The organism is Pseudomonas sp. (assembly GCF_035512415.1).
Classification (GTDB): Bacteria; Pseudomonadota; Gammaproteobacteria; order Pseudomonadales; family Pseudomonadaceae; genus Aquipseudomonas.
Genome location: NZ_DATKDZ010000025.1, coordinates 118,362 through 132,240 on the forward strand (window position 1 = coordinate 118,362; position 13,879 = coordinate 132,240).

Below are 13,879 nucleotides of genomic sequence, written 5' to 3' on the forward strand. Positions count from 1 at the left end.
TTCCCGTATCTGAGGCGCGCCATTTTACGGTTCCGCGCGCGCCTGTCAACCCCTTAAATTGCTTTTAGTACAATGATTTGCAGGCGAGTGGCAGGCTGCTATATGTAACTGGGTCTGCACCCGATGCAGGACCGCACCGGCCACCCGCCATACAACAGGACAGTGCATGAGCAATCAGGGCCAACCGCCACATCCTCCGAGCACCCTGCATAGCCTGGCCAGCCGTGGCATCCAGCCACACTTTGGCGAATTGGCGCAGCGTTGCCGCAAGCTGGTGATGAACAACCTCGCCGAACACCTGGGCGGCGTATTCATCCAGGTCGACGACACCCTGTTCACCCTCGCGGACAAGGCCGAGAGCAATCAGCTGCAAAGCCTGTTCTTCGACAACATGCGCGAAATCCGCAAACAGCGCCCGCAGATCGAGCGCAGCTATCACCAGCAGATCGCCCGCAACTTCTCCGACTTCTTTACCGGCCAGCTCAAGCCGCCCGCCCGTGCCGAGACTCTGGATGCCGAACAGCTGGTACTGGTGCAGAACGAGGACTACGAAGAAAGCCTGCAGATCACCAATATGGTCAGCCGGGTGAAAGCCAGCTGCGCACAGCCCCTGTTCGCCCTGGAACAACGCCTGACGCAGCTCAACAACGGACACAAGCTCGACGAAGACAGCAACCCCTTCGGCCCGCAGATGATCGCCCAGGCCTTCCGCCTCGCCCTGGCTCCCTGCCCCTTGCCTCTGCGCATAAAGATCGTTCTCTATACGCTGTTCGACACTCAGGTCATGGACAGCTTGGAAAGCCTCTACGCCGCCCTTAACCAGTGCCTGATCGAGGCCGGCGTGCTACCCGAGCTCAAATACAGCGCGCAACGCAATGCCAATCCGCCGCGTACCGCCGCCCCTGCTTCGCCCAGCCACGTAGAGAGCGGCGCAACACCCCGGCCGCCCAGCCCCCAACCAAGCCCGCCAGCCCACGCCACGGCGCCCATGCCACCCTATCGAGGTGAGGTGCCCCCTAGCGACCCAGTGGAGCTGCTGGGCAGCCTCGCCGCCCTGCTGGGCGAGCACCGTCGGCGTGATGGCGATGCCACCCTGCCGGACGGCACGCGCAGCATGGCCAGTCTGACGCCGCAGAACGCCACGCGCACCTACAGTGCCCGCGAACTGCTCGACGCTCTGAATCGCATGCAACGACAGTCGGCCCAGGAGCTCGCACAACAGCTGCACCAGCCACAGCCGGTGGACGACCTCAAGGAAGCTCTGCAACAGCAGCTGCAGGCGCACAGCCTGCTTCCCGCCGAACACCGGGTTGCCGACCAGGAAGCCGACGTGATTGACCTGGTCGGCATGCTGTTCGACTTTATCCTCGACGACGACAACCTGCCCGACAGCTGCAAGACCACCCTCTCCCACCTGCATACGCCCTATCTGAAAGTGGCTCTGCAGGACAAAGCGCTATTCACCCAGCATCACCACCCGGCGCGTCGCCTGCTCAACGCCATGGCTCAGGCTGGCGTGCTCTATGGCGGTGAAAACGAGGAAAGCGGCCTGCAGGCGAAAATGCAGTGGGTGGTGGAGCGGGTGATCCATGACTTCGCCGCCGACCTGCAGCTGTTCGACAGCCTGCTCGACGAGTTCAATGCCTACGTCGCCACCCTCAGGCACAAGGTCGAACTGCGCGAGCGTCGTGCCGTGCAGGCCGCCAAGGGCCGCGACAAACTTCTCGGCGCACGCCAGCGCGCACTGGCGGTGATTGCCGCCTGCCTGAACAACCGCGCACTGCCGAGCATCATCCACAACTTCCTCGAACTGACCTGGGCCGACGCTCTGGTGTTCGTCTGGCTACGTCATGGCGAAGATAGCCCCGAATGGCGACGCGCCTGCGAGGTGGCCGAGCAACTGGCCTGGAGCGGCACGCCGCTCGACGAAGCCGGCCGCGAGCGCCTGCAGGCCCTGCGCATTGCCCTGCTGGACGACCTGCGCAAGGGCCTGGAGCTGCTCGGCGGCTACCACGAGGACGGCATCCGCCGCCTGCTGCAGGACCTGGTGGCCTGCCAGCATGCGGTGCAGGGCAAACAGCCCCAGGTGGCCGAACGCCTCAAACCCGCGCAGGTGGAAAGCCAGCTCGGCACCCTGCTCAGCGAAGATGGCGCACTGGCCAGCCCGACAGCGCGCGATACCGGCCTATCGCCGCGCGCTCAGGCGCTGGCCAGGGAACTGCAGCAGCTCGAGTTCGGCACCTGGTTCGAGTTTGGCAGCGGCGAGCAACTGCAAGCCCTCAAGCTTTCCTGGTTCAGCCCAACCACAGACAACTACATGTTCGTCGACCACAGCGGTCAGCGCGCAGCCATCAAACCCCTGCAGCAACTGGCCCGGGAAATGGAGCAGGGACTGGCACGCATCATCCCCACAGAACGTGATGCGCCCCTGGTGGATCGCGCCCTGAACACCATTTACCGCGTGCTGCAGCGCTTCACCGGACGCCCCCACGAGCCCCACGCCTAAGGAACCCGTATGGATGACGAACGCCGCCAGCACAGCCGACAGCACACCGAACTGCAGCTGGAAATTTTCGAGCAACACACCGGCAAGCGCCTGGGACGGGTGGTCGACCTCTCGACCGATGGCTTTATGCTGTTCAGCGATATGCCGCAAACCGCCGACGAACTGGTGGAATGCCGCCTGTTGAGTGAGCAAGTGATTGAAGGCGTGGGCGAAATCAACTTCATCGCCGACTGCCTGTGGAGCCGCCCCGGGGCCGACGGCCAGCACTGCTGGGCGGGCTTTCATATCATCGACCTGACGCAGGACCAGGCCGCGGCCCTGGAGCTGCTGCTTAAGCAGCTCTGAATATTCAGAGCCCGCGAGAGGTCGCGGTGCGCACGGCCTGGGCGGCCCGCGTCCCCCTACGGAGCCCGAACACCGCTGCCCCGTGTACCAGAACAGGTCAGTGTAGGAGCGGATTTATCCGCGAAAAACTCGCCGCATCGATAAAGCGTCGCGGCTAAAGCCCCCCCCCACAGTGGCGCAGCACTACCGACGGCATACTCGATAGACGGGGGTATGTACCCGCTAACTGTTGCGCGATCGCTCGGCTTACGCCGATTAGTCCCCTCGCCCCTCCGGGGAGAGGGTTAGGGTGAGGGGAGCAAGGCGCGCCAGGTATTGCCGGGCCATCACCATAAAAAACCCGCCCGGCCTTAAGCCCGACGGGGTGTTTTTATTGCCGCTAATCCAGCGGCCTATCAGCTGAAGACGATCTCCTCGCCCTCGACCCGACCGGTGACGCTGCTGCCGGGGGCGAACTGGCCGGCGAGGATCTGCTGCGCCAGCGGGTTCTCGATCCAGCGTTGTATCGCGCGCTTAAGCGGCCGCGCGCCGTACACCGGGTCGTAGCCAATGGCGATCAGCTTATCCAGGGCTTCGTCGGTCAGTTCCAGGCTCAGCTCGCGCTCGGCCAGGCGCTGGCGCAAACGGCCCAGCTGAATCTTCGCGATACCGGCAATCTGATCCCGGGCCAGGGGCTCGAAGATCACCACCTCGTCGATGCGGTTGATAAATTCCGGGCGGAAGTGCGTGCTTACCGCATCCATCACCGCCGCGCGCTGCGCTTCCTGATCGCCCACCAGCTCCTGGATCTGCGTCGAACCGAGGTTGGAGGTCATGACCACCACGGTATTCTTGAAGTCCACGGTACGGCCGTGGCTATCGGTCAGGCGGCCGTCTTCCAGCACCTGCAACAGCACGTTGAACACATCCGGGTGAGCCTTCTCCACCTCGTCGAGGAGGATCACCGAGTACGGCTTGCGGCGTACCGCCTCGGTCAGGTAACCACCCTCTTCATAGCCGACATAGCCGGGCGGCGCGCCGATCAGCCGCGCCACGGAGTGTTTCTCCATAAACTCGGACATGTCGATGCGCACCAGCGCCTCCTCGGTGTCGAAGAGAAACTCCGCCAGGGCCTTGCACAGCTCGGTCTTGCCGACCCCGGTAGGACCGAGGAACAAGAAAGAACCACTGGGCCGATTGGGGTCGGACAAGCCAGCGCGGGAGCGCCGCACGGCGTTGGCCACAGCCACTACCGCCTCGTTCTGGCCGATCACCCGCTGATGCAGCAGGCCTTCCATCTTCAACAGTTTGTCGCGCTCGCCTTCGAGCATCTTGCTCACCGGGATGCCGGTCCACTTCGACACCACCTCGGCGATTTCTTCCTCGGTGACCTTGCTGCGCAGCAACTGGTTCTCGGTCTTGCCATGCTGGTCGACCATCTGCAGGCTGCGCTCCAGGTCGGGAATGATGCCGTACTGCAGCTCGGCCATGCGCGCGAGGTCGCCCTTGCGCCGCGCCGCCTCCAGTTCCTGGCGGGACTGCTCGATCCTCTGCTGGATCTGCGCGGAGCCCTGCACCTCGGCCTTTTCCGACTTCCAGATTTCTTCCAGGTCGGCGTATTCACGCTCCAGGCGGGCAATGTCTTCGTTGAGCTTGGCCAGACGCTTGATCGCCGCCTCGTCGTCTTCCTTCTTCAGTGCCTGGGCCTCGACCTTGAGCTGAATCAGACGGCGCTCCAGACGGTCGAGCACTTCCGGCTTGGAGTCGATTTCCATGCGGATGCGGCTGGCCGCCTCGTCGATCAGGTCGATGGCCTTGTCCGGCAGCTGGCGGTCGGTGATATAGCGGTGCGACAGCTTGGCCGCGGCGATAATCGCGCCGTCGGTGATGGCCACCTTGTGGTGCACCTCGTAGCGCTCCTTGAGGCCACGGAGGATGGCGATGGTGTCTTCTTCGCTCGGCTCGTCGACCAGCACCTTCTGGAAGCGCCGCTCCAGGGCCGCGTCTTTTTCGATGTACTGGCGGTATTCGTTGAGGGTGGTAGCGCCGACGCAGTGCAGCTCGCCACGGGCCAGGGACGGCTTGAGCATATTGCCGGCATCCATCGAGCCTTCGCCCTTGCCGGCACCGACCATGGTGTGCAGCTCGTCGATAAACAGGATGATCCGCCCTTCCTGCTTGCTCAGCTCGTTAAGCACCGCTTTCAGGCGCTCCTCGAACTCGCCGCGGAACTTGGCCCCGGCGATCAGCGAGCCCATATCCAGGGACAGCAAGCGTTTGTCCTTCAACCCATCCGGCACCTCGCCATTGACGATACGCTGGGCCAGGCCCTCGGCGATGGCGGTCTTGCCCACACCGGGCTCACCGATCAGCACCGGGTTGTTCTTGGTGCGCCGCTGCAACACCTGGATGGTGCGGCGGATTTCGTCATCACGGCCGATCACCGGGTCGAGCTTGCCCTCTTCGGCGCGCTTGGTCAGGTCGACGGTGTACTTGTCCAGAGCCTGGCGGTTTTCCTCGACATTGGGGTCGTTCACCGCATCGCCGCCGCGCAGGTTGCTGACGGCGTTCTCCAGGGCCTTCTTGCTCACGCCCTGGCCAAGCAGCAATTTGCCCAGTTTGGTGTTTTCGTCCATGGCGGCGAGTAGCACCAGCTCGCTGGAGATAAATTGGTCGCCCTTCTGTTGCGACAGGCGGTCAGCCTGATTAAGCAGGCGCGCCAGATCCTGGGACAGATTGATGTCGCCGGTCGGGCTCTGGATCTTGCCCAGGTGATCGAGCTCCTTGGTCAGGGCCTTGCGCAGGCTGTTGACGTCAAAGCCCACCTGCATCAGCAGGGGCTTGATCGAACCGCCCTGCTGGTCGAGCAACGCCTGCATCAGGTGCAGCGGCTCGATGGCGGCATGATCCAGGCCGACGGCCAGGGATTGGGCGTCGGAAAGGGCAAGTTGCAGCTTGCTGGTTAAACGATCGATACGCATAAAGAGTCATCCCTCGGAGTGAAGGCAGGCCGGCACGCTGAATCGCGCCTAATGCAGAGAACCTGCTAGATGAAGAGTAGATGAGGTCGATTGTGCGAGTTTCAAGCACGCTGGCATTGATATGGGTCATACGTATGGCGGCCTGGGCGGCGGTCCGCTCGGAGCGCAGCGACAACCCCGCCAGGATTTGCGCCGCGCCAATAAACCACGGCGCATTGCCTGCGGCGAATGACGCCCTACGAGCAGACTTTAGTCGCCCAGCCAGATCAGGCTGGCGAAACGTCCGGTTTGCGCCGAGCGGCGGTAGGAGTAGAAGCGCGGATCGTTATAGGTGCAGAAATCGCCGCCGTATACCGCGGTTACGCCTCGCGTAGCCAGGCGGATACGCGCCAGCTGGTAGATATCAGCCATAAACTTGCCGGCGTTATGGCTGGGGCGGAACGCCTCGGCAGCCTGGGGATGTTGCGCGATAAAGGCCTCGCGCACCTCTGCGCCCACTTCGAAGGCCTGCGCGCCAATGGCCGGGCCAAGCCAGACCAGCACCTGATCCGCCGGCAGCGCCAGGGCATCCAGGGTTGCTTCCAGCACCCCGGCCGCCAGCCCACGCCAACCCGCGTGCGCCGCGGCGACCCGGGTGCCGGCGCGATCGCAGAACAATGCAGGTAGGCAATCGGCGGTCATAATGGCGCACGCCACGCCCGGCGTGGCCGACCAGCTGGCATCGGCTTCGACATCCAGCTCGGTTAGCGCCTCCACCACCTGGGTACCGTGAACCTGACGCAACCAGGCCGGCTTGCAGCCGAGCAGGCTGACCAAGCGTTGACGGTTCTTGGCCACCGCCACAGGGTCGTCGCCGACATGATCGCCCAGGTTGAGGCTGGTAAAGGGGCCCGCGCTGACGCCACCGGTACAGGTGGTCACGCAGCTTTTAACCCGTGCTGGGGCCGGCCATTGCGGCGTCAGCCAGTCGTGCGCCAAGTGCCCGCTCACCCGATAAAGGCCTCGCGATCCTGACGCAGCAGCGTCAGCAGCCAGACGAAATCATCCGGCAACGGCGACTGCCACTTCATCCGCTCACCGGTAATCGGGTGATCCAGCTCGAGAAAACGCGCATGCAGGGCCTGGCGCGGAAACTCCTTGAGGGTCTGCACCATGCTCGGGTTGGCCGCCGGCGGAATGCGGAAACGCCCGCCGTAGACCGGGTCGCCCACCAAGGGGTAACCGATATGGCTCATATGCACGCGAATCTGGTGGGTACGGCCGGTTTCCAGCTTGACCCGCGTATGGGTGTGCGAGCGGAAGCGCTCCAGCACCCGGTAATGGCTGACCGCAGGCTTGCCGCCGTCGCTCACCGCCATGCGCTGGCGCTGCGAGGAACTACGGCCGATCGGTGCACTGATCTTGCCGCCGGAGGTGATCACGCCAATCACGATGCATTCGTAGATGCGGCTCACCGTGCGTTTCTGCAACTGATCGACCAGGCGGGTCTGCGCTTCGATGGTCTTGGCCACCACCATCAAGCCGGTGGTGTCCTTGTCCAGGCGATGGACGATGCCCGCGCGCGGCACATTGATAATGTCCGGCACATGGTGCAACAGAGCATTGAGCAGGGTGCCATCGGCATGCCCGGCAGCCGGGTGCACCACCAGGCCAGCGGGTTTGTTGATCACCAGAATCTGTTCGTCTTCGTAGACGATATCCAGAGCGATGTCCTGGGCCACCCACTCGCCCTGGGCTTCCTGCTCGGCCTTGAGGGCCAGCAGCGCGCCGCCGTGAACGATGTCGCGCGGGCGCAGCACGGCACCATCGACGGTCAGCAGACCCTCTTTGATCCAGGCAGACAAACGCGAACGCGAGTGCTCGGCGAACAGTTGTGCGGCGACTTGATCGAGGCGTTGACCGCCCATTTCATAGGGCACCTCGGCGTTCAGTTCTATGGTCTGGATATTAATAGAGGGCATGCTCAGTAACAGATGGGCTGTAGCTTTTGGTTTCAGCTACACGCTTGTGGTTAAATACGGCGTCTTTGCCCCAGGGATACCGGGGGCGCTCATCATAACAGGACGGCTTTGCTCAAGACAGCCGCCGTCACAGGGACGCAAGCCGCCATGCAAGTGAAACACCTGCTGCTGATCGCAATCCTCGCCCTCACCGCTGCCTGCTCATCCAAAGAGGTGGTCGACGAAAACCTGAGCGAGGCCGAACTGTACCAGCAGGCACAGGCCGATCTGGACAACAACAGCTATAACAGCGCCGTTGCCAAGCTCAAGGCCCTGGAGTCGCGCTACCCCTTCGGCCGCTATGCCGAACAGGCTCAGCTTGAGCTGATCTACGCGTACTACAAGAACGTCGAGCCGGAAGCTGCCAAATCCGCAGCGGATCGCTTTATCCGCCTGCATCCGCAGCATGCCAACGTCGACTACGCCTACTACCTCAAGGGCCTGGCCTCGTTTGACCAGGATCGTGGCCTGGTAGCCCGTTTCGTGCCGCTGGACATGACCAAGCGCGACCCCGGTGCCGCCCGCGACTCCTACAACGAGTTCGCCCAGCTCACCAGCCGCTACCCGAGCAGCCGCTATGCCGCGGATGCCAAGCAGCGCATGATCTACCTGCGCAACCTGCTGGCGGCCTACGAAATCCATGTGGCGCACTACTACCTGACCCGCAACGCCTATGTCGCCGCCGCCAACCGCGGTCGCTACGTGGTGGAAAACTTCCAGGAAACCCCGGCAGTCGGCGATGGCCTGGCGGTCATGACCGAAGCCTACCAGCGCCTGACCCTGGATGACCTGGCCGCCACCAGCCTGGAAACTCTCAAGCTCAACTACCCGGATCATCCGAGCCTGGTCGATGGCCAATTCGTCCCGCGTGAAGAAGAGGCCGATACCCGCTCCTGGCTGGCCAAGGCCACCTTGGGCCTGATCGAGAGCGACACCCCGCTGCCGCCCGGCGAAACCCGCGCCAGCCAGGACGTGATCCGCCAGTACGAAGATGCCGAACAGCAGATTCCGACAGAACTGAAAGGCGATAGCACCGAAGAAAGCAAGGGCCGCTCCTGGTTCAGCTATATGACCTTCGGCCTGTTCGACTAAGCCGCGCAACGCACTGAAGAGGGAGGCCATTGGCCTCCCTTTTTATTTGGCGATGTACCCGTTAGCTGCTGCGCAGGCTGTGGGAGCAGATTTATCCGCGAAAAACTCGCAGCATCGATAAAACGTCGCGGCTAAAGCCCCTCCCGCAAGGGCCGCATCACCACAGAACGTGGGCATGGCTTTTCTTTAAGACTCTGGCCCCGTGATGTGCTGCGCGATTGCACGGCGTGCGCTGATCAGTCCCCTCGCCCCTCAGGGGCGGCCGGCTGCCATTGCTTGTACTCGCTGAGATCGACCAGGCGCAGCACGCGCTTGACCGTGTCCTCATCGAAGCCACCAGCCATATCGCCATAGAGCGTGACATAGCCCACGGTCACGCCGCGACAAGTTGGTCATTGTCAGCATCGCCTCCTAGGGAAACAACGCACAGCACGATGTTGCGCCGCTGTGCTGATACCCCCAGGTTAGCTAAACTGCCTGCCTATTACCGAGAAGAGAGCACCATGGGTTTGTTCCGCTTGCTGTTCTGGATCGCCATCATCGCAGCCGCCTTCTGGCTCTGGCGACGCTTTACTCGCCCGACTCCGCGCCGGCCGCAAGACCGCACGGACAGCGCCCAGCCGATGGTGCGCTGCGAGCATTGCGGCGTACATATACCGCGCATCCACGCACTGCCTCAGGATCAGCACTGGTATTGCAGCCAGGCGCACCTGGAACAAGGCCCCAAGACCGGTGGGCGCTGACGCCCTGCCCCTGCGGGGGGAGCAGGGCCGGCGGATTCTGCAGCTCTACCACCTGTATCGCCTGGTGATCAGCGCCGCCCTGGTGTTGCTGGTTTTCAGCGACATGGATGACGAGCTGCTACAACTGGCCAATCCCGAACTGTTTCGCAATGGCAGCTGGCTGTATCTGGCCCTCAACTGCCTGACCCTCGCCCTAGTGCGCCGCCCCACACACCTGATCCAGGTGTTCAGTCTGGCCCTGGTCGACGTGATACTGCTGTCGGCCCTGTTCTATGCCGCCGGCGGCACACCCAGCGGCATCGGCAACCTACTGATTGTGGCCGTGGCGATTGCCAATATCCTCCTGCGCGGCCGGATTGGCCTGCTGATCGCAGCCCTCGCCGCCATCGGCATGATTTTCCTGACCTTCTACCTCAGCCTGAGCCGGCCGGCCGCCTCGGCCCAGTATGTTCAGGTGGGGGCCCTGGGCACCCTCTGCTTTGCCGCCGCCCTCTTCGTGCAGGGTCTGACCCGACGCCTGCAGGTCAGCGAAAGCCTGGCCGAACAGCGCGCCGCCGACGTGGCCAACCTGGAAGCCCTCAACGCCCTGATTCTGCAGCGCATGCGCACTGGCATCCTGGTGCTGGACGAACAACACCGGGTCCTGCTGGCCAACCAGGGGGCCAACCACCTGCTCGGGCATGCTGAGCTGACCGGCAAGATTCTCGACCCGCACTGCCCGGAGCTGATCAAGCGCATGCAGTCCTGGTCGCACAACCCCAGCCTGCGCCCCGGCAGTCTGCAGGCAGCCCTCCACGGCCGCGTGTTGCAACCCAGCTTTATTGCCCTGCAGCGCGGTGATCAGCGCCACACCCTGGTTTTTCTCGACGATATTTCACAAATCGCCCAACAGGCCCAGCAACTCAAGCTCGCCTCACTCGGACGCCTGACTGCAGGCATCGCCCACGAAATCCGCAACCCGCTGGGTGCCATCAGCCATGCCGCACAACTGCTGCAAGAGTCAGAAGACCTGCATGGCCCGGACCAGCGCCTGGCGCAGATCATTCAGGATCACTCGCGGCGGATGAACCTGGTGATCGAGAATGTGCTGCAACTGTCACGCCGGCGTCAGGCCGAGCCACAGCTGCTCGACCTGAAGTACTGGCTGCACCGCTTCGCCAGCGAATTTCGCAGCAGCGCCAAGGCCGACCAGATCCTGCACCTGGAAACCGCGAGCGGCAGTATCCAGACGCGTATGGACCCTCACCAGCTCAACCAGGTGCTGAGCAATCTGGTGGAAAACGGGCTGCGCTACAGCGCGAAAAAGAACGCCCAGGGCCAGGTCTGGCTGAAGCTGTTCCGCGACCCGGAGAGCGACCTGCCTATACTGGAAATCATCGACGACGGCCCCGGGATCGCCGAAGAGCAGCTGCACCACCTGTTCGAGCCCTTCTACACAACGGAAAACAAGGGCACCGGCCTGGGTCTGTATATTTCCCGTGAACTGTGCGAAAGCAATCAGGCCCACCTTGACTATAAACTGCGCGAAGCGGGTGGTAGCTGCCTGCGTATTACCTTCGCCCACCCGCGTAAACTGAGCTGACCATGACCCGCCAGAGAGCCCTGATTGTCGATGACGAACCCGATATCCGCGAACTCCTGGAAATCACCCTGGGGCGGATGAAGCTGGACACCCGCAGCGCGCGCAACGTCAAGGAAGCCCGCGAGTGGCTGGCCAAGGAAAGCTTCGATTTGTGCCTGACCGACATGCGCCTGCCCGACGGTACCGGCCTGGATCTGGTGCAGCACATCCAGCAGCGCCATCCACAGGTGCCCGTGGCGATGATTACCGCCTACGGCAGCCTGGACACCGCAATCAATGCGCTCAAGGCCGGGGCCTTCGACTTTCTGACCAAACCGGTGGACCTCGGCCGCCTACGCGAACTGGTCGCCACCGCCTTGCGCCTGGGCAGCAGCGCAGGCGAGGAACTGCCGGTGGACAGCCGCCTGCTCGGCGACTCGCCGCCGATGAAAGCCTTGCGCAAGCAAATCCTCAAACTGGCGCGCAGCCAGGCCCCGGTGTATATCAGCGGCGAGTCCGGCAGCGGCAAGGAACTGGTGGCGCGCCTGATCCACGAGCAGGGTCCGCGCGGCGAGCAACCCTTCGTCCCGGTCAACTGCGGGGCCATCCCCACCGAGCTGATGGAAAGCGAATTTTTCGGCCACAAGAAAGGCAGTTTTACCGGCGCTATCGAAGACAAGCAGGGGCTGTTCCAGGCCGCCCATGGCGGCACCCTATTTCTCGACGAAGTCGCCGATCTGCCCCTGCCGATGCAGGTCAAGCTGCTGCGCGCGATCCAGGAAAAAGCCGTACGCGCCGTGGGCGGGCAGCAGGAAACCGTGGTCGATGTGCGCATCCTCTGCGCCACCCACAAGGACCTGGCTGGCGAGGTCAGCGCCGAACGTTTTCGCCAGGACCTCTACTACCGCCTCAACGTGATCGAACTGCATGTGCCGGCCCTGCGCGAACGCCGCGAAGATATCGCCTTGCTGGCTGGAAGCATGCTCAAACGGCTGGCCGAGGGCAGCGGCCTGAGCCCCGCCAAACTCGATGACGACGCCCTGGAGAAGCTCAAAAGCTATCGCTTCCCGGGCAATGTGCGCGAACTGGAAAACATGCTCGAGCGCGCCTACACCCTGTGCGAAGACGACCGCATCAGCGCCTGCGACCTGCGCCTGACCGACGCCTGCGGCCCCAGCGAAAACGGCGAAACCAGCCTGGCCCAGATCGACAATCTGGAAGACCATCTGGAAGACATCGAACGCAAACTGATCATGCAGGCCCTCGAAGAAACCCGCTGGAACCGCACCGCCGCCGCCCAGCGCCTGGGCTTGAGCTTCCGCTCGATGCGCTACAGGTTAAAGAAACTCGGCATAGATTGAAGGCCACGGCGACGGCCCTGCGCGGGACGGCTGCCCCCATCAATTAGCCGCAAGGTTATTACCCATCCGCCATGGCACGACGGTGCGCACGGCGCACCCTACAACAGAGCATCCGCCGACCGACCGCGTAGGGTGCGCCGTGCGCACCGAGTCATCCCACCAGACTCAACCGTGATGAACACGCTGCTACAGTCGCGCCGCCGGCGCATAGGGAGCCGGATCGAGAATAGGCTCGCGCCCCAGCAATAGATCCGCCAGCAACTGACAGGATGCAGGGGCCAGCACCAGGCCATTGCGGTAATGCCCGCAGTTCAACCACAGCCCCTTATGCCCCGGCACTGGTCCGATAAATGGAATGCCCTCGGGCGAGCCTGGGCGCAGCCCGGCCCAATGCCCCACCACTTCGGCTTCAGCCAGGGCCGGCAGAAGTTCGACGGCCGACGCCTTAAGGCTGGCCAGGGCCTCCTCGGTCGGCGTCTTGTCGAACTCGGCATGCTCCAGGGTGCTGCCAACCAGGATATGGCCATCACGCCGCGGGATCGCGTAGCGCCCCTTGGCCAGGACCATCGCAGGGAGAAAGTCCTCGGCACACTTGTAGAGGATCATCTGCCCCTTGACCGGCACCACCGGCAGGGTCAAACCCAGCGTTTTGATCAGCTCGCCGCTCCAGGCTCCGGCAGCCAGCACCACCTGATCGGCACGCATATCACCCTGCGCGGTCTGCACGCCACAAATACGCCCGTGTTCGCGAATAAACCCGGAAACCGCGCACTGCTCGTGCACGCTCACATTCGGTAGCTGCAGCAAAGCCGCACGCAAGGCCTTGATCAGCCGCGGATTGCGCACATTAGCCACATCGGCCATCTGGATCGCATGGCTGAAACCCGCAGCCAGCGGCGGCACCGCCTGCTGCACCGCCGCCATGGCGACCTGGCGTAGCGGCCGCTGCTCGCGAGCGGCCCAGGCCAGTGCCTCGGCCTCATCCTCGAGATCCAGCCAGTACAGGCCGGTGACATGCACCTCGGGATCAACCCCGGTCTGCGCCAGCAGACGCTCGCCCAGGCGCGGATAAAAGTCCTGCGACCAATGGGCCAGCGCCGTAACGGCCTGACCATAACGCCACGGATACAGCGGAGAGACGATACCGCCGCCGGCCCAGGAAGACTCCCGCCCCAACTGACCTTGCTCCAGTAGACAGACCTGCGCTCCAGCTTCGGCCAGCGCATAGGCCGAGAGCAAACCGATAGCGCCACCGCCGACGATCAGGACCTGCATATATCCTCCACAAAAAAACGGGCCGCAAAGGCGGCC

General features: G+C 63.4%; 11 protein-coding genes. 6 read left to right on the forward strand and 5 right to left on the reverse strand.

Annotated features, from left to right (window positions below; all coding sequences use genetic code 11):
• Window positions 1-166: 166 nt before the first annotated feature.
• Both VMP31_RS12410 and VMP31_RS12415 read left to right on the forward strand, forming a co-directional pair.
• On the forward strand, window positions 167-2,506 hold the full coding sequence (locus VMP31_RS12410) for a DUF1631 domain-containing protein (RefSeq protein WP_325507515.1): 2,340 nt from the start codon (window positions 167-169) through the stop codon (window positions 2,504-2,506).
• A gap of 9 nt (window positions 2,507-2,515) precedes the next feature.
• Window positions 2,516-2,851 (forward strand): PilZ domain-containing protein, encoded by a 336-nt coding sequence (locus VMP31_RS12415; RefSeq protein ID WP_325507517.1) that lies wholly within the window; start codon window positions 2,516-2,518, stop codon window positions 2,849-2,851.
• Window positions 2,852-3,246: 395 nt separating this feature from the next.
• On the opposite strand, the gene clpB is transcribed toward VMP31_RS12415, so the two are convergent.
• The 3 genes from clpB to rluD form a co-directional block, all read right to left on the reverse strand.
• A complete protein-coding gene (clpB, locus tag VMP31_RS12420; protein WP_325507519.1) occupies window positions 3,247-5,811 on the reverse strand; it encodes an ATP-dependent chaperone ClpB in 2,565 nt (854 codons plus the stop codon).
• A gap of 249 nt (window positions 5,812-6,060) precedes the next feature.
• Window positions 6,061-6,789: a peptidoglycan editing factor PgeF gene (pgeF, locus tag VMP31_RS12425; protein WP_325507596.1), complete on the reverse strand. Its 729-nt coding sequence runs from the start codon at window positions 6,787-6,789 to the stop codon at window positions 6,061-6,063.
• 8 nt (window positions 6,790-6,797) lie between these two features.
• The gene (gene rluD, locus VMP31_RS12430) at window positions 6,798-7,772 is read right to left on the reverse strand and encodes a 23S rRNA pseudouridine(1911/1915/1917) synthase RluD (RefSeq protein WP_325507520.1); all 975 of its coding nucleotides are present in this window, start codon (window positions 7,770-7,772) and stop codon (window positions 6,798-6,800) included.
• A gap of 147 nt (window positions 7,773-7,919) precedes the next feature.
• Between rluD and VMP31_RS12435 the strand changes: the two genes are divergently transcribed.
• Window positions 7,920-8,903, forward strand: a complete 984-nt coding sequence (locus VMP31_RS12435) for an outer membrane protein assembly factor BamD (RefSeq protein WP_325507522.1) — start codon at window positions 7,920-7,922, stop codon at window positions 8,901-8,903.
• Between the two features lie 236 nt (window positions 8,904-9,139).
• On the opposite strand, the gene VMP31_RS12440 is transcribed toward VMP31_RS12435, so the two are convergent.
• Complete coding sequence (locus tag VMP31_RS12440; protein ID WP_325507524.1) at window positions 9,140-9,274, reverse strand: hypothetical protein; 135 nt, start codon at window positions 9,272-9,274, stop codon at window positions 9,140-9,142.
• Between the two features lie 132 nt (window positions 9,275-9,406).
• On the opposite strand from VMP31_RS12440, the gene VMP31_RS12445 reads away from it, so the two are divergent.
• From VMP31_RS12445 to VMP31_RS12455, 3 genes are read left to right on the forward strand one after another with little or no spacing between them, the layout of a single operon-like run.
• A complete protein-coding gene (locus tag VMP31_RS12445) occupies window positions 9,407-9,646 on the forward strand; it encodes a PP0621 family protein (RefSeq protein ID WP_325507526.1) in 240 nt (79 codons plus the stop codon).
• Window positions 9,636-11,228, forward strand: coding sequence for a sensor histidine kinase (locus tag VMP31_RS12450; protein ID WP_325507528.1), 1,593 nt, complete (start codon window positions 9,636-9,638; stop codon window positions 11,226-11,228). Before VMP31_RS12445 ends, VMP31_RS12450 begins: the two co-directional genes overlap by 11 nt.
• A gap of 2 nt (window positions 11,229-11,230) precedes the next feature.
• On the forward strand, window positions 11,231-12,568 hold the full coding sequence (locus tag VMP31_RS12455; RefSeq protein ID WP_325507530.1) for a sigma-54 dependent transcriptional regulator: 1,338 nt from the start codon (window positions 11,231-11,233) through the stop codon (window positions 12,566-12,568).
• A 186-nt stretch (window positions 12,569-12,754) separates the two neighbouring features.
• Here VMP31_RS12455 and thiO read toward each other — a convergent pair whose 3' ends face one another.
• Window positions 12,755-13,843, reverse strand: a complete 1,089-nt coding sequence (gene thiO / locus VMP31_RS12460) for a glycine oxidase ThiO (RefSeq protein ID WP_325507532.1) — start codon at window positions 13,841-13,843, stop codon at window positions 12,755-12,757.
• Window positions 13,844-13,879 lie beyond the last annotated feature (36 nt).

Excerpts from the sequence above, each read along its gene's own strand:
- VMP31_RS12455 (WP_325507530.1), top strand. The coding sequence starts at position 11,231 with ATGACCCGCCAGAGAGCCCTGATTGTCGATGACGAACCCGATATCCGC.
- clpB (WP_325507519.1), bottom strand. The coding sequence starts at position 5,811 with ATGCGTATCGATCGTTTAACCAGCAAGCTGCAACTTGCCCTTTCCGAC.
- thiO (WP_325507532.1), bottom strand. The coding sequence starts at position 13,843 with ATGCAGGTCCTGATCGTCGGCGGTGGCGCTATCGGTTTGCTCTCGGCC.
- rluD (WP_325507520.1), bottom strand. The coding sequence starts at position 7,772 with ATGCCCTCTATTAATATCCAGACCATAGAACTGAACGCCGAGGTGCCC.
- VMP31_RS12410 (WP_325507515.1), top strand. The coding sequence starts at position 167 with ATGAGCAATCAGGGCCAACCGCCACATCCTCCGAGCACCCTGCATAGC.
- VMP31_RS12415 (WP_325507517.1), top strand. The coding sequence starts at position 2,516 with ATGGATGACGAACGCCGCCAGCACAGCCGACAGCACACCGAACTGCAG.
- VMP31_RS12445 (WP_325507526.1), top strand. The coding sequence starts at position 9,407 with ATGGGTTTGTTCCGCTTGCTGTTCTGGATCGCCATCATCGCAGCCGCC.
- VMP31_RS12435 (WP_325507522.1), top strand. The coding sequence starts at position 7,920 with ATGCAAGTGAAACACCTGCTGCTGATCGCAATCCTCGCCCTCACCGCT.